At 36.0% G+C, this 16,758-nt stretch carries 17 protein-coding genes; 14 read left to right on the top strand and 3 right to left on the bottom strand.

Going from position 1 to position 16,758, the window contains the following annotated elements; genetic code table 11:
- Positions 1-7: 7 nt before the first annotated feature.
- The 12 genes from QZ138_RS04245 to sfsA all read left to right on the top strand — a co-directional run bounded on the left by QZ138_RS04245 (position 8) and on the right by sfsA (position 10,070).
- Positions 8-934 carry a hypothetical protein gene (locus tag QZ138_RS04245; protein WP_292886594.1) on the top strand — a complete coding sequence of 309 codons (927 nt, stop codon included), beginning with the start codon at positions 8-10 and terminating at the stop codon, positions 932-934.
- Positions 935-984: 50 nt separating this feature from the next.
- Positions 985-1,383: a hypothetical protein gene (locus tag QZ138_RS04250; RefSeq protein WP_292886597.1), complete on the top strand. Its 399-nt coding sequence runs from the start codon at positions 985-987 to the stop codon at positions 1,381-1,383.
- 177 nt (positions 1,384-1,560) lie between these two features.
- Entirely contained in the window at positions 1,561-2,832 is a 1,272-nt protein-coding gene (locus QZ138_RS04255; RefSeq protein WP_292886599.1) for an AAA family ATPase, read from the top strand.
- Positions 2,825-3,361: a hypothetical protein gene (locus tag QZ138_RS04260; RefSeq protein WP_292886602.1), complete on the top strand. Its 537-nt coding sequence runs from the start codon at positions 2,825-2,827 to the stop codon at positions 3,359-3,361. Before QZ138_RS04255 ends, QZ138_RS04260 begins: the two co-directional genes overlap by 8 nt.
- 134 nt (positions 3,362-3,495) lie before the next feature.
- Positions 3,496-3,669: a hypothetical protein gene (locus QZ138_RS04265; protein WP_292886604.1), complete on the top strand. Its 174-nt coding sequence runs from the start codon at positions 3,496-3,498 to the stop codon at positions 3,667-3,669.
- 221 nt (positions 3,670-3,890) lie between these two features.
- The gene (locus tag QZ138_RS04270) at positions 3,891-4,700 is read left to right on the top strand and encodes a pseudomurein-binding repeat-containing protein (protein WP_292886607.1); all 810 of its coding nucleotides are present in this window, start codon (positions 3,891-3,893) and stop codon (positions 4,698-4,700) included.
- Between the two features lie 174 nt (positions 4,701-4,874).
- Positions 4,875-5,051 carry a hypothetical protein gene (locus QZ138_RS04275; RefSeq protein ID WP_292886609.1) on the top strand — a complete coding sequence of 59 codons (177 nt, stop codon included), beginning with the start codon at positions 4,875-4,877 and terminating at the stop codon, positions 5,049-5,051.
- A gap of 140 nt (positions 5,052-5,191) precedes the next feature.
- Positions 5,192-5,440, top strand: coding sequence for a hypothetical protein (locus tag QZ138_RS04280; protein WP_292886612.1), 249 nt, complete (start codon positions 5,192-5,194; stop codon positions 5,438-5,440).
- A 10-nt stretch (positions 5,441-5,450) separates the two neighbouring features.
- Positions 5,451-6,260, top strand: coding sequence for a hypothetical protein (locus tag QZ138_RS04285; protein WP_292886614.1), 810 nt, complete (start codon positions 5,451-5,453; stop codon positions 6,258-6,260).
- Complete coding sequence (locus tag QZ138_RS04290; RefSeq protein WP_292886617.1) at positions 6,244-7,662, top strand: phage terminase large subunit; 1,419 nt, start codon at positions 6,244-6,246, stop codon at positions 7,660-7,662. Before QZ138_RS04285 ends, QZ138_RS04290 begins: the two co-directional genes overlap by 17 nt.
- 166 nt (positions 7,663-7,828) lie before the next feature.
- A complete protein-coding gene (locus tag QZ138_RS04295) occupies positions 7,829-9,370 on the top strand; it encodes an NAD(P)H-hydrate dehydratase (RefSeq protein WP_342765664.1) in 1,542 nt (513 codons plus the stop codon).
- A complete protein-coding gene (sfsA, locus tag QZ138_RS04300; RefSeq protein WP_292886622.1) occupies positions 9,357-10,070 on the top strand; it encodes a DNA/RNA nuclease SfsA in 714 nt (237 codons plus the stop codon). The genes QZ138_RS04295 and sfsA overlap by 14 nt, the downstream gene beginning before the upstream one ends.
- Here sfsA and QZ138_RS04305 read toward each other — a convergent pair.
- Positions 10,017-10,745 carry an NAD-dependent protein deacylase gene (locus QZ138_RS04305; RefSeq protein ID WP_292886625.1) on the bottom strand — a complete coding sequence of 243 codons (729 nt, stop codon included), beginning with the start codon at positions 10,743-10,745 and terminating at the stop codon, positions 10,017-10,019. The two genes, sfsA and QZ138_RS04305, sit on opposite strands and share 54 nt — an antisense overlap.
- Before the next feature lie 119 nt (positions 10,746-10,864).
- On the opposite strand from QZ138_RS04305, the gene QZ138_RS04310 reads away from it, so the two are divergent.
- Positions 10,865-12,511 (top strand): helicase C-terminal domain-containing protein, encoded by a 1,647-nt coding sequence (locus QZ138_RS04310; RefSeq protein ID WP_292886628.1) that lies wholly within the window; start codon positions 10,865-10,867, stop codon positions 12,509-12,511.
- Positions 12,512-12,526: 15 nt separating this feature from the next.
- On the opposite strand, the gene QZ138_RS04315 is transcribed toward QZ138_RS04310, so the two are convergent.
- On the bottom strand, positions 12,527-13,705 hold the full coding sequence (locus QZ138_RS04315; RefSeq protein ID WP_292886631.1) for an argininosuccinate synthase: 1,179 nt from the start codon (positions 13,703-13,705) through the stop codon (positions 12,527-12,529).
- Positions 13,706-13,932: 227 nt separating this feature from the next.
- Entirely contained in the window at positions 13,933-15,855 is a 1,923-nt protein-coding gene (locus QZ138_RS04320; protein WP_292886633.1) for an IGHMBP2 family helicase, read from the bottom strand.
- A 44-nt stretch (positions 15,856-15,899) separates the two neighbouring features.
- Between QZ138_RS04320 and QZ138_RS04325 the strand changes: the two genes are divergently transcribed.
- Complete coding sequence (locus QZ138_RS04325) at positions 15,900-16,640, top strand: succinylglutamate desuccinylase/aspartoacylase family protein (protein WP_292886635.1); 741 nt, start codon at positions 15,900-15,902, stop codon at positions 16,638-16,640.
- Positions 16,641-16,758: the final 118 nt, after the last annotated feature.

The following is a 16,758-nucleotide window of genomic DNA, read 5'->3' on the forward strand; positions in this document are numbered from 1 at the left end:
GATAAAAATGTTGACTAAAGGAAATGATGTTAAAGTTCAGGATGAAGTGATGGCACAGATTGTGGCAGACACTTCAGCTAAATGGATGAGATTTACAAGACTGATTCCAAAACAAGAAATCGAAGAAAACTCCCAATATTACACTTACATGTCACAGCGCGTTAATATTGATGAGATAATTGCAAAAGGTCAGTTGGGTGAGGCAAAAGACGTTGCACCTGGAGCAACACTACAGGAACTTAACGTAAGAAAACCAGTAAGCGACACTATATCCATTGATACAATCGGTGGTGTTTTGAATGTTTCAGCGCAGATGCTTGACTCCAACTTGATTTCCGTAAATGATATGCTTCAGGATGTTGGAATATTGATTGGAAGAAGCATCGAACAGGCTGCAATCAACATGATTTTAAACAACCCTAAAGTAGCAACATATAATTATACTTCAGGTGATGACAGTGGAGTTACCATTTTAAAAGCTCAGGAGAAGTTCAAGGAATCAGCGGGAAGCTTCTGTAACCTAAACAGCATGGCAGTCAATTACAAGTCACTGACTACATTAAAGTCTGACATGTTTGCTTCAAATAGGCAGGTGGAGCCGGTTGAGGAGATAAGGTCATATTACGGTATTGACAATATTGACTTGTTGGGTACTGCCGTTTGTGATGGTGGATCTGAAATTGCTGAGAAAACATACATAGGTATGGACTATCAAAACCCTGGAATGAAACTCCTGTATTCAAAAATCACTGGAACAACCGTTGCACCTCTTGGTCCTGACGGGGACGTGTATGACTTCTATCCTTTGATTGAGTTCATGCGCAAGGATATCAGAGATGAACTTCCGATGTATACAAAGCTATTCATACTTACTTCAGTTGGTGTTTTGATGAATGCACCTAACAGAATCATCAAAGGTAAGTTCAGGGCTTAAAATAGTTGGGATTAACTTCCCACCTAAACTTATTATATGGGGCAATAAAAATGAAACTGATACTGGACAGTGAAAATTCACATCCAACAACAATAACAGTTAAAGGCCAGGAAATAACCTTGCTGTTAATAGAATCTAGTATTTTAATCGATTCATCTCAAATTGCTAAGATTTTCGATAAAAAAGAAAAAACCGTTGCAACTAAAGTGCAGAAATCTGAACTGGAGAAATACGAAACAGAAAATGTGAAGCTACTCAAAAAATATGGATTGATGCATCCGGATGCGGTTAAGCCAAGGCCTTTTTATGATTTAAGACAAATGCTTGAAGGACCAGCTCACTATTATTTCAAACAGATTGATGAAACTGATTTGATTGAAGTTATTGTACGGGTAGCTATAGGAAAGCATCGTGAATGGATTCATAATAGGGACATTGAAAAATTTTAATTAACAATCCTTTCAAAAATTTAGTTTCACGCCATGCAACCCGTTATTTTTTAGCTGGGCGGTCTAATGAGCATTTAAAAAAGATTTTCCAGTGAATTCTTTATATAATGATTATGTTTATATACATTCATAATCATAAATTATTTTAAATTTACAAAAAATGTTGTTGTGATTTTCATGAGATTGTCAAAAATTGAAGTTAAAAATTTTAAAACTTTTAAAGATGTATCTGTAGAATTTAATAAATCTAATCTGTTAATAGGATCTTGTGCTGCAGGTAAATCCAATTTTGTTGAAATTTTTGATTTTTTAAAAGACCTATCACAGGATTTTGATAAAGCATATAGAAAACATGGCGGACCATACTTAAAAAATCTTAATTTAAACTCATATGACAATCCAACATGTTTGAAAATTTCATTTGACGATAAAGAATTTGGAGGTATTAATTTTGGTTTGTCCGACCTTCAAAAAGAATTAAAAGAAGATGAAAGCATCACTCTACAGTTTAAAGATTTCTCCTATGAAATATGTGTTAATTTCAAAGAGTGGGATTATGAAATCCTATCTGAAAAATTAGTGTATAATTTTGATGTATACAAATTTAGTGAAGCAGATTTTGAGGTTATTTCTCAAAATACACTTTATATAAACAATATTCATGGGGAATTTACAGCTGAATTAAAAAAAGAAGAGGAATATTTCACAATAACTAATCTTATTCCCGAAGCAATGTTGGATGTAGTGAAAAATAATTTTAAACTGAGAAAAATCCCATTAATCAACTCTCCATTATCTTCATTTCCTATTCCATTAGAATTCACTTTTAAAGATATTGAATGTTACAATTTCAATCCGCAATTTTCTAAAGGAGTTAGTGAAATTAATGGAGACAATAATTTAGCGAAATATGGTGAGAATTTAGCAGCCATTTTAAATAAAATATTTAAAGATGAGGATAATAAACGTAAATTCCTGAATTTAGTCAATGATTTACTTCCATACATTGAGGATATTGGAATAGATCAATTAAATGATAATCAAATGATGTATTCAATTACTGAAGTAAATAATATGATTGAAATTCCTTCATTTTTCATTTCTGATGGAACAAGTAATGTTATTTCATTAATTGTATCATTATATTTTGATGATTCCAGATATTTATTCATAGAAGAACCTGAAAGGAATATTCATCCTTCCCTACTTTCTAAAGTTGTCGACATGATTGGTGAAGCTTCAAATAATAAACAAATTTTTGTAACTACACACAGCCCAGAGATTTTAAAATATATGGATTTAAATGATGTTCTGTTTATTTCAAAGGATGAAGAAGGATTTTCAAAAATTACAAAACCAGTCAATAATGAGACAATTGCTCCTTTCATTGAAGAATTGGGTATTGATAAAATATTCATAGACAATTATCTGGAGTGGGAAGATGAGTAGTTTGAGAATATTGCTTGAAGGAAATGATGATCAAAGATTCATAGATAATGTTATAGTTCCATATATTTCACAAATTAAGCCTTCAATGATTTTAACAATTAAATATGCTGAAGAAAGAAAAGTTGATGTTGATAAAACAATTCAAAAATTAGATGCAAAAAATCATAAGTATATTCTATTGGGGGATTATGATTCTTCGGATGACTGTATTACTTTGAAAAAAGAAGATTTAATAGAGGAATTTAATCATTTAAATAAGGATGTTATTTTCATTGTCAAAGATGAGATTGAAAGCTGGTTTTTATCAGGCATGAACACTGATTTAGAGATATTTAATGAGTTTGACGTACCTGATGATACTGAAGGAATAACAAAGGAAATGTTTAATGACATGATGGAGAATAGTCGTTTTGATTCTCGTATTGATTTAATGAAAGAAATTTCTAAAACATATGATTTTGATTTGGCAACCAAACGGAATAATTCATTTAAATATTTCATAGAAAAATTAGAAAAAATACTCAATTAATATGATCAAGATATTAATTGTTTCATCTCAAATTGCAAAGATTTTTGATAAAAAAGAAAGACTGTTGCAACTAAGGGCAGAAATCTAAATTAGAGAAAACAGAAAATATCAAACTGTTAAAGAATTATGGATTGATGAATCCAGATGCAGTTAAACCACGACCATTCTATGATTTAAGACAAATGCTGGAAGGGCCGGCTCAATATTACTTCAAACAGATTGATAATCTTGATTTAATCGATGTTATTGTTAGAGTAGCTATTGGCAAGCATAGGGAATGGATTCATAACCGTAGCATTGACAAATGATTTCATAAATATCTCATTTTAAAAAGCAAGTTTATTTGCTCGAACCTCACTGTTAATGTTAATGTTGGTTCATTAAATTGCATCTGACACATTAACTGTTGATTTTATTGATGATGTCTTTGTGTAAATACTGGTTGTTTCAACATTTAGAAATGACAACATTTTTTATTATATTATTTATATAAAAAATATAATAAATAAGATAATACAAATTATAATGTATGTCAGATAATTATATTAGCTGGACAAGCTTTTGTCAAGCGATGAATTCGATAGCCTACTGGCTTGTCCAAAACCAAAAGAAATACAAGAAACGTGATTATTACCAGATATTAACATTAAAAGGTAATTGTAAAGACATAGAAAAGAAAGCTAAAAAGCTTGGCACAGATAAGCTGGTTGCAATGTATACAATGGCAGCCATTAAGGACAACAAATCATTGGATTTCCTTCCGAATTATGTAACGCTTAAAAATAAAACTCAAATCGACAAGGCCGAATATGTGGACATGGCCATAAGAACTGAAAGCTACATCAGAGCAAACGGAAGGCTTCCTGCTATTGTCTATCGCAAATCAACATTACCTGACTATAACGATTCAACAATGAAGTTATTTATAAAGACTTATACTTTCAAAGGTGATAGTATTGATGAGGCACTGGCAGTAATAGCTAACAAGAAATTGTATAGTAAATACTTTGATTCACAAAAAACAGACAAGAAAACAATAACAGATGCTAAAGAAGGCAAAGGTTCCAATTGTGTGGACTGGGGACAAGTCTATTATAGAATAGCTAAATCATTGGGTTATGAGGTGCAGTTTGTCCATGTCAGATGCAGGGTCTCAGGAACTGGCCACATTAGGTTAAGGTTGAGGCATAGGAAACATACTAGTGGAAACTGGATTAACCGTGATCCAGCTGCAGTTGCAGACACAACTTCAGGCAATGTCAGAACAATCTGGTGTGAAGACGGAAATATAATAGCTTATGATCCATCTTGGATTTTTACAGATTTATATTCAAGTTAACAGTCCATGTTAACTCTTTTTTTTATTTTATCATTAAATAAATCTTTTTTAAAACCAAATAATAATTGTATGAGTTAAATAATTAACTTTATATAAATGTAATAATATAATATTATATTAATTATTATATAGGTTGTAATATATATGGCCAATGTTAATAATACCTCATCCTATATGGATGAAGAAAAAAAGAAAATTATACAAGAGTCCAATTATACCTATAGAGATGCTCTTGAAGTATCAGCTTTTCTTATTGAAACCGGTAAGTTTGAAAGACACTATAAAGAAATGAAAATACATGATTTGAAAAAGGAACTTGCCGAACTGGATGAAAAAGAACAGCAACAATAAAACTTCAAAAAATAAATCTCCAGGATAATGCTCTTAATAAAAAAACTTGTTTTGTATCGTGTAAGTAATAATTTTATTATTACTTATATATTTTTTTTATAATAAACTTTTATATATATTACATAATAAATATATGTATTATGATAACCGAAAAAACCAACATCAGCGCAAGAGTGGATATAACACTCAAAAAAATAGTAGAAGAATCAACCTTCAACCATAAAGATGCCTACGAGCTTGGAGCAAAACTAATAGCTATTGGGGATGCAGAAGAAACCATGGAAATAATAGACAGTGATCCAGTTCTTCAGAAATTAATAAAACAAAATGAATACAAAATAATCCAAGCCAAAAAGGAACAGCTTGAAAAGGAATTAAAAGACTTATAGGGGGCTATCTATGGGTCGAGGAAATTCTGATATAATATATTTTTTAGAACAGCACGAACAGGAAATAATTAATTGTTGTAAGAAAGGAATGAGCAACAACGAAGTCATAGATTTATTAAAAACAAAATACGATAGGGATGTTGCAGACACTACCTATAGAAAATTCAAAGCAACATTAAAACTAAACAAAAATGATTTCCTGGAAACATTGCTTGATGAGATAATATCTATGAAAACTTCAGGAGCTACAGATGCAAGTGTCAGAAGATGGCTAGCTGAAGAACATGAACTTGAAGTAAGCAGAGCAACATTTTCAAGATTCAAAAAGAAATACAATTTAGCTGATAAAGATAAAGACCCACGATCAAGGGACAAAGAAGCATTAACAAACAGAGCCATCTCTCAAAGACAAATTACTGACAATAATATTCATCAAGACAATATTGATTTAGCTATCGATACAATCCTTCAACAGCAAGTCACAGACATCAAAACAGGGCTTGAAAACCTGGACAAGATTACCAAAAATGCAGTAGGCATTGAAATTGACTTTGAAAAACTTGATAAGGAAGTAAGATATCATGCTAATGAAAAAAGTCTGGCAAGATACCTGCTTGACTTAACTGAACTTAAAATCAGATATCTTGAATTATCTGTTAAAGCATTTGACGCTAAAAACAAATTATTCAAAGATGAAATGGATAGGTTATTCCAAAACAGAGTTCTTGAACTTGAAGATAAGAAAATTGAACTTTCACAAAAGGATATGATGGAAGAGATAGAGATTCTTGCAAAGCAAATAGATGATAACGATGTATGATGAAAACGGCAAATTCTATTTAGATGCTAGGGATAAAGCTATTCTTCAGAAGTGTGTATATGAAAATCCATATATACCTTTCAATCCTTTTCCAAAGCAAGCAGAGATGATACTGGCTACTGAAAAGGAAGTGTTAATTGGTGGTGCAGCTGGAGGAAGTAAATCAACCAGTCTATTAATGAGAGCTTTATTCTATGTTCAGGATGATGCCAATGAATATCATGCATTAATATTGAGACGTACTTTATCTGACTTAAAGCGTAAAGGAGCTTTAATTCACAAAGCAAGTCAATGGTTAAATCGAAAGGAAATTCAAAATAATTCAGCCATCAAACCAAAGTGGGATGGAACAGAACATTCATGGACATTTCCTAATGGAAATTCACTAACCTTTGGATATTTGAGAAACATTAATGACTTGGATACTTATCAGGGTTCTGAATATCAATTCATAGGAATAGATGAATTAACTCAATTGGAGAGATTTAAATATATCTATATGCGTTCTCGTGTAAGGAAAACAAAAGACAATAAGCTTCCAACACAGTTAATGTGTTCTAGCAATCCGGGTAAGCGTGGAAACAAATGGGTACGTGAAAGATTCATTGAAAAGATTGATGAGGACATTCAGGATAAATCACAAATCAGATTTATCAGCTCCAGCTATTTAGATAACATTTATTTAGACCGCAAGGACTATGAAGAATACTTAATGGGATTGGATAGAGTTACAAGAGAACAGTTAATGAACGGTAACTGGTATGCAAGTGTTAAAGGTCAGCTATTCGATGAATCAGACTTTCACATAATCTCTCATGATGAATATATGAAAATACCAATCGTTAAAGTAATCAGGTATTGGGATTTGGCAGCAACTGAGGTATTGAACGATGACAAACTCAAAAGTAGTGATCCAGATTATACAGCAGGAGTCATGTTATCTAAAGATCTAAACGGAAATATTTACATTTTGGATTCATATGAATTTCAGCTTGAGTCAAGAAACCTAATTAATGAAATAATTAATACCGCCGCACGTGACAAGTCAGATGTTCAATACATTGAACTTGACGGAAGCACGGGTAAAAACTTTGGGTTATTGATTATCGATGAGCTTAACCGAAGAGGATTTGCTACAGGCACGGGTAACTCAAGGGAAAATAAAGTTGACCGTGCAAGAAGAGTTTCTGCAGATATTCAAAAGAATGGAATTTTCCTTGTTGGAAAGGATAGGACAGGGTTCACCAAAAAATGGGCCATGGAATTTTTAGAGAAAATAACTGCATATCCTAATGAAGCTATTCATGATGACTGTGTAGTGGCATTTACTGGAGGATATGAAAAAATAGTTTCTGAAGTTCAAACAAAAAGAGTTGATGTGGATAGATGGTATTCCACATGATAAAATAATTTTATGTTGTTTTTGATTGTAATGCATCTATTTATTATATCAATTATATAAACCAAATAATAAGATGGTACTTGTTACATTTTTGGTTTCAAAAAAATTTAATTAAGATTAAAAACAATAGAATATATTATCGTAGAGAGTAAAAGTGTGGGATATTATGCGCCCTATTGATATGATGGTTACGGATTATAATTGTGAATATTTAGGTTTATCTAGATTGTGCTTGATGGAATCTGCCGGCAAATCTCTTGCAGAGGAAGTTGGCAAAATTGCGGTTTATACATTTTCAAAACCTGTGAAGGTAGTAATTTTTACAGGTTCCGGAGGAAATGGCGGAGACGGTTTCGTGGCCGCAAGATACCTGCTGAACAGGGGCTATGATGTGGATGTCTATATGCTGAAGGAAAATATCCGATCAAAAGAGGCCAAAATAAACTTTGAAATCTTAAAAAACATGAAACCAAGACTGTCACGCCTGACAATCTATAATTTAAAGACATTGGATGACATCAACAATACTGAAGTCGCCAAAAGTAAGGACAGTGAATTCGTCATTGTCGATGGGCTTTTAGGCACTGGAATCAAAGGAAAGCTTCAGACCAATGTCAGAAGGGCAATCGAGATAATAAACCAGTCAAACGGCATTAAGATAAGTGTTGATGTGCCTTCGGGAATGGACCCTCTGACCGGTGAAGTAACTGACCTTGCCGTGGTTCCGGATTATACAATCAGTTTTCATAAAATCAAAACAGGCGTAAGGGATGCTGAAGAGGAGCTTGTCGGAGGTCTTGTAACTGCAGACATAGGAATTCCCTTCGAAGCCGAATACTTTGTAAGTTACGGTGACTTTTTAAGGCTTAAGAACAGGGATGAAAAATCCCACAAGGGAAACAATGGACGATTATTGATTGTCGGCGGAAGCGGGGATTACTCAGGCGCACCGGCAATAGCCGGAATGGCTGCAATAGGTGCGGGATGCGATTTGGTATATGTCGCAACACCTGAAAAGTCAGCTGAGGCCATCAAGTCAACATCTCCCGATTTGATTGTAAAGTCTCTGGAAGAGGATAACCTGTCATTAAATCATTCCGGAGATATATTGGAATTGGCGGATAATGTCGATTGCGTTTTGATGGGTCCCGGTGCCGGAATTGATGAGGAAACTTCAAAGCTATTCAATGTGCTTGTTGCAAAAATCAAAAAACCAATTGTTTTGGATGCTGATGCATTAAAGCAGGTCGAATTGAAATTGATCAAAAACCGTGAAGACGTCATATTGACACCGCATATTTTTGAGTTCAAATCATTTTTCAACATCAATAACGATTTAAAGCTTGACATCGACTCATATGACTTTAAGAGGGTCGATGAAAACATCACTGAGTTTCAGCAAATCACTCGCCAAATCAAGGGGACTGTAATCGTTAAGGGCCAGTATGATTTGATTTTACAGAACACCCGTTTCAGAATCAATAAGTCAGGAAATGCCGGTATGACTGTTGGAGGAACAGGTGATGCACTGTCAGGAATATGTGCAAGCTTGCTTACACAGGATTTGGATCCGTTTGACTGTGCATGCCTCGGAGTTTTCATCAACGGCCTTGCCGGTGAAAGGGCATTCGACGTTAAGGGAAACGGATTTTCGGCAACAGATCTGGTATCCTACATAGGCGGTGTGATTAGGGATGGATTACGTTAAGGGAATCTTTAAGAACCGTCCGAACAGGTTCATTGCCGAAGTTGAGGTGGATGGCAGTTTGGAGATTGCACATGTGCCAAATACAGGCAGGTGCAGGGAGCTTTTGGTCGAAGATGCAGTGGTCTGGCTTAAGCCTTCCGACAATCCTAACCGCAAGACAAAGTTTTCCCTGCACTTCGTTGAGAACAAGGGAGTGTTGGTATCACTTTACTCACAGCAAGCCAATAGCATAGTATATGATGCAATCACGAATGGCAAAATAAAAGAGCTTGCAGGCTATAATCATCACCAAAGGGAAAAGACAGTCGACAACTCACGGATAGATATATACTTGGCTAATGAAAAAGAGGAATGTTATGTTGAGGTCAAGGGCGTGACATTGATTGTTGATGGGGAGGCAAGATTTCCCGATGCTCCAACTGAAAGGGGTGCAAAACATTTGAAAGAGCTGATTAAACTCAAAAAGGATGGAAACCGGTGTGCGGTGTTTTTCCTGATACAGCATCCTATCGGAAAATTCTTCAGGCCGAATTGGGAAAATGACCCTGTGTTCAGCCAAACCTTAAATGATGCATATGATGCGGGAGTTGAAATACTGGTCTATCGCTGCGACAATCAACTTTCCGGCATAGAACTGATTGCTGAATCACTGGATTTTGATTTGGGAGAGAGTCTCGCCGATGGCATCGTTGATGACTAGACTTGCGGCATCATCATATGGTGTCTCGCTTTTGTTGATCAGCACTAGATTTTTTCCGTTGAAGTAGTTTATCAGTCCTGCGGCAGGATAGACGACAAGTGAGGTTCCGCCGATGATTAATGTTTCAGCATTTTGGATATAATCGATCGCAAAGCTTAAAACTGCATTGTTCAACGGTTCTTCGTATAATACGACATCAGGCTTTACAATTCCGCCACATTCGCACTTTGGAATGCCGTCGCTTTCTAAAATGTAATCCAATGAATATTCCTTACCGCAAATCTGACAATAGTTCCTGTGTATGGACCCGTGAAGCTCCAAAACTTCTCTGCTTCCTGCCTTTTGATGTAGGCCGTCTATGTTTTGGGTGATTACTGCTTTAAGCTTTCCTGCATTTTCCAATTCCGCTAACTTTAAATGGGCAGAATTGGGTTTAGCATCCCTGAAAACAAGATTGTCTTTGTAATATGCAAAAAACTCCTCTGTATGGTCCATATAATATGTGTGTGAAACAAGGTTTTCCGGAGTGTCGCCATATTTTTCCAAACTTTTGAAAATTCCGCTTTCAGACCTGAAATCCGGTATTCCACTTTCCGTTGAAACTCCTGCGCCTCCAAAGAATACTATATTGTCTGATGTGTCGATGATTTCTTGTAATTGGCTAATTTTAGACATATTGTTATGTATGTTATTAATCAATATTAATTTTTCCCTAGATTCACAAATAAACTTTTAAATATGATATTTCATATAATAATAGTATTAACTTGTTATTAAAATTGCGAGGCATTTTCATGGAAAACAATGATTCAAATCTTGATTGGATGGTTTACTGGTCCCTGCCGAAGTACAATCCCAGAAACAGCCAGATTAGGTTAATCAATGAAATCAATTTCGCAATTAAAAAAGGCTTTAAATACATAATCCTTGAGGCGGGAACTGGAATCGGTAAAAGCGCAATCGCCACAACCCTTGCCAACATGTATGATGATTCCTACATTCTTACGATGACAAAACAGCTCCAGGAACAATATCTTGATGATTTTGGAGGCATGCTAGTTGAAATAAAAGGTCGTGGAAACTATAAATGTAACTATAAGGGATATTGTGACTTCTGTATCAAGGCAGAGTATAATCTAAGAAGATGCAGCACCTGCAGATTCCAAAAGGCATTCAAAAAGGCTCAGGATGCCAAAAATGTCATTACAAACTATGATTTTCTGTACTATGCAGGCGTAGCCAATCCTCTTTTGGATTCAAGAGAATTGCTGATTCTGGACGAGGCCCATAACCTGGAGCGCAAGATGCTTATGCTGTCATCTTCAGAGCTTGACCGTGAATACATATCAACCAAGTTCGGTATTGATATTTTCGAGCCGATAATGCATGGAACCAAATCAATCAATGATTTGAAAAGAAATCCCGAGTACTGGACAAGGCTGTGCGATGATCTTATTAATGAATGCAAAAAGAGAATCAAGAAAATTGAGGGAGATGCCAACAAAACGGTTCAGGTCAGCTTGGATGAGTTTGAAAGCGACCCTTCAAAGTATTCCAATTTTGACTATGTTGAAAAGCAGAATCTGGAGCAGGACATGAAATCCTTCGCTTCAATCTCTTTGGGTCTGACACACAATGAGCTGATTATTGATTTGCCTACTAAAGATAGCATATTAAGCAATCAGATGGATATATCAGCGGAATTCAAGCCATATTCCGTTGTTGATGATACCCAAAATCTTTTAAGCATGGGCAATGTCTGCATATTCCTGACAGGGACTCTGGGAAGCAAGGATAAGTTCTGCGAGTGGAATAATATCAATCCTGATGAGACTTATTATATTTATGAGAAGTCTCCTTTTGATGTGGCCAACAGGCCAATCTATACTGATTTTGTAGGCAGGATGAGTGGCAAAAGAAGGGGAAAGATTCCAAACTGGAAAAATCCGAGGGCCATCAAAAAAATCAGGGAGCTTTTGGATAAGCACTCAAACGAAAAGGGTGTTATCCACACCTCAAGCAATGAACAGGCATTCTGGATTATGGAACAGCTGAAGGATTATCCCCTGGTGTTTGTTGGTGGCAGTGACAGGAATGTCGTTCTAAAGGACTTTACACAATCAAAGGAGAATCTGGTTCTTATCGGGGCTTCCATAAAGGATGGCGTGGACTTCAAGGGCGATTTGTGTCGCTTCCAAATTGTTTTTAAGATTCCTTATCCTCAGTTAAATGAGCAGGTCAAGTACAGAAGGGACCTTGATCCAAAATGGTTCTACTACCAGACTGTAATGGCATTGATGCAGGCTTATGGACGTGGAATACGTGATATGGACGATTGGTGTGTAATGTATATAATAGATTCCAGCTTTAAGCAGCTGTTTGAGTATAACCGTGGATTTTTCAATGAATATTTCAGTGAAGCGGTTCAAAAAAAGAAGTAGAATGATAGCGTAAAGCTATCTGTTTAATTTTTGGTAATTTGCAGCTTGAAGACCGTGGTATTTAATCATACCTTCAACTTCGCTTTGCTCGGTTTCCTTGTCTTCAAATGTAATTTGTTCGATGCTGTGTATGCTGAATGGAGATTTTCTGATAATAGGTTGGATTGAACCTTTGAATAATTTCATTACGACTTCTCCACTTACTCTTTCTTGCATCTTGTCGATTGCTTGGTCCAGGTCTTCTCTTAATGGTTCCTGCCAGAGTGCTCCGTAGACCAAATCAGCATATAATGTTGACACGTATTCTGCAAATCTTAGCTCATCGGTTGTCAATACCAATTCCTCTAAGGCTTGGTGTGCAGCGATTAACAATTTTGCACCAGGGGTTTCATAGATTTCTCTGCTTTTAAGACCGATCATTCGGTTTTCGATTGTGTCCACTCTGCCGAGAGCATTGTTTCCGGCAATTTCATTTGCCTTTTCAATCAATTGGACCAATGGCATCATTTCACCGTTTATGGCTATTGGAATACCTTCTTCAAATTCGATGGATACCTTTTCAGGTTCGTCGTTTGCATCTTCCCAGGATTTGGTCCATTCGTAGATGTCTTCAGGAGGTTCGTTTGCAGGGTCTTCCAATACGTCTCCCTCAATTGCTCTTCCCCAGAGGTTTTCGTCAATACTGTAAATTTTATCGTAGCTTAATTCGATTCCTTTGGATTCTGCATATGCCTTTTCTTCAGTTCTTGTCAGATTCATTTCTCTGATTGGTGCGATAATGTCCAAATCAGACATTGCAAGAATGACAGCTTCGAATCTGAACTGGTCATTTCCTTTTCCGGTACATCCGTGTGCAATTGCAACTGCCCCTTCTTTTTCAGCTACTTCTATGATTTTTTGTGCAATTAATGGTCTTGCAAGAGCGGTGCTTAATGGATATCCTTCGTATTCTGCATTTGCTTTTATTCCACGTGAGATGTATTCGTTTGCGAATTCTTCTTTGGCGTCTATATTGTAGTGTTTGAGCCCGCCGATTTTTGCGGCCATGGTTTTTGCTTTTTCCATTTCTTCTTCGCCTTGCCCTACATCTACACATGCAGTAATTACTTCATAGTCATATTTTTCTTCTAATAATTTAACGCAGACAGAGGTGTCTAAACCTCCGCTGAATGCTAAAACTACTTTATCAGTCATAATAATCACCGTAATAAGAATGAATATTCAATAATAATTATATTTTTAATAGTATTTAATAATTTTCTAAAAAAAGTTGACAGAAGAAAACTCTTAATTGAGGATAAAATAATTGAGGTTGAAGTTAATGTGTATTTGGATAAGGACACCTCAATTAAGAGTATGGAGGAATGTGTTTCATCCTTGATTATAGTTAGGTTTTCATACTATATAAAGTTTAGGTATACCTAAACTTTTTCCAGCAAGTTTTCATCTTCACAGAAATTAATCAGTCTTTCATATGTTGGATTTGTTATTAAGGTGTCTTTATTTCCTATAATGATTAGCTTACGTTTGGCACGGGTTATTGCAACATTCAATCTTCTCAAATCACTTAAAAATCCTATATTTCCATTGTCATTGCTTCTGACCGTTGAAATTATGATGATTTCCTTTTCCCTTCCCTGGAAACCGTCGACGGTTTTGACTTCAATTTCAGTGTTTTCCTGAATTATCTTGACCTGATCGGCATATGGGCTGATTATTCCGATATCTGATTCGTTCACGCCGTCACTCAGATAATCGTCGGCAATTCTTATTGCAATTTCGGCTTCTATCTCATTGACAATTGATTTGGAATCTTTCAGGTGCCTTTCCCTGTTGTCTGCAATGTCAGATGTGTCAATGAAGAGCAGTGCCTCTTCATCCTGATGGGAATCCAAAATGTCTCTGATTTTTATGTCATCGACACTCGAATCGCTTTTCAAACCGTTATCGTAAAACTCTTCGTTTGGAAACTTCATGAGCAGGCTGTTCATACGGTATTGAATATCCAATAATTGTGATTTGAATGGATAAATGCGAATCAGCTCTTCAAACAGTGTTTTGGATAGTGCTTCTGCCCTGTCACTGATTATGGTTGGAGGAAGCTGCTTGTGGTCTCCCGCAAGAATGAACCTGTGGGCTTTTGCAATCGGAATCAGCACGCTTGGAATTGTGGCCTGTGAAGCTTCATCAATGACTGCAACATCAAATTTGACTCGTGCAATGGCCTCAAGCGCAGATGATGAGTTTGTGGCAAGTATCACATCGCTTGAGTCGACGATGTCTTTAATCATCCTGTTTTCAATCCGTTTGATTTCATCATGGGCCTCATCGATTTCCTGATTGATTTCAATCCATTTTGCCATTGATTTCATTTTCTCAGAGCTTATTCCACGTCCTCCCTTTCCTTTAGATGCCATATGGAGAATGTCATAATCGCCATAGCCTCTTCGGTACTGTGGAGTCGGCTTTGTGTGGACCTTGCGCTTTTCAATCATGTTGTCAATCTTTTTGTGGATTTTTTTAATCTTCTTGTTCAGCTTATGATTTTCAACCTTGTATGCCAGGGTCTGCGTGATGTTGTGCTTTGAAACCCTTTGGGGATGTCCGAGCCTTGTCAATGTCAGCTTTTTGTTGTCCATCAGCCTTTCCAGGATGTTGTCAACTGCAGCGTTGCTTTCTGCTGTCGCCAATACCTTATGGCCTTGTCTTGTTTCCTGTGAGATTAATTCAACCAGTGTCCTTGTTTTTCCTGTTCCGAAAGGTCCGTGTATCAGGAAGAAATTTTCACACGAAAGTGCGTTTTCAATAGCCTTCTTTTGTGAATCGTTGAGATTTTCATCAATATATGAGATATATGGCACATCCCGATTCTTTTTCGGATTTCTCTCATTCAAAATGTATTCCAAGGCATTTTTGCCCTTCAAACTTAAATGATTCAGATTGTCTTCCATTCTCCTGAAGGTTATGTCGTTGGCATACAGGTCAATCCTGACTTTCTTTTTAATTGCCCATTTTGGAACTCTCTTGTCAAAGGCAACCTTGATGAATCTGGCTCCCTTTTCTGTAACGGTACCTGTCAAATCGCTTCTAAGTGGATTGTCGGTACTGATCAGCACCATGTCTCCAACGGGTATTTCGGTATCGATTACCTCTGACCTTCCGAATTGAACAATCTGCAAGCCCAATTCCTTGCCCAGGCTTTTTCCTTTCACTTTATTTATTGCTCTTCCGAGCTCTTCCCTTTTCTGACCTGACATTGTGCTTATTTCACGTGTCATAAGGTCAATTTCAGCGTCTCTTTCGTAATTGATAAGTGTTATCAGGTTTTTAATATATTTCTTCATTTTCATACTTATTTTTAAATAAGAGTTTCACTGTATATTTAATTATGCATTTTGAAAAAATTGGGGAATTCGGCAATCTGGAAATGTCATATGTATGTGATTTTTCAGGAGGATACATTTCACGAAACAGAAATCTTTTTGGAAAATTGGAATTAAACCGATTGACTCAATTCATCCTTGAAAAATGCACTTACGGAACTCCTATTTTTAAATTGGGCGATGGCGGCAATAAGATTTTGATATTGTCAGGAATTCATGGAAACGAGCTATCTCCGCAAATTGCCAATGTGAAACTGGTAAATGAGTTGCTTGATGTTGATTTGAAAAATACGCTATATTTCATCCCATTCGCATCACCCAAATCAACAATGTACAATGAGAGGACATTCAATGATATGGATCTGAACCGCTCAGCCCATATTAAGAACTCCTTAAGCAATCTGATTGTTCAGGCGGCTGAGAATCTTACAATCAATTTTGTAGGGGACTTTCATTCAACAGCTTTCAATGCAAATCCCGGTATAGAATCTGTATTTTCATCAAAGTCTCCCTCTCCCGAAAGCTATCTGATAGCAAATTACATATCTCGAAATGTCGGTTCTGAAGTCATATCCTTTGATTTTGCGGGTTCTTCTTATAAGGGAGCGGTTGAGGACGTTTGCAATCTGAAAAAAATTCCTGCAGTCACTTGTGAGGTGCTGTGTCCCTTTGCAAATGTCATTAGGGGCAGTGTTGAAACATCCCTTGCCCAAATGAAAAGTTTTTTAGATTATTTTGGGATTTAATGGATATTTAATTATTTTTTTGGCTTTGTAGAAATCCTCTTTTTTATTGAATCTGAGTTGATCGATAGATGTTGTAAATTGTATTTTTGAGTTTTGTTTCTTTATTTGATAATTGTAG

The organism is Methanobrevibacter sp. UBA212, from assembly GCF_905233225.1.
GTDB lineage: Archaea > Methanobacteriota > Methanobacteria > Methanobacteriales > Methanobacteriaceae > Methanocatella.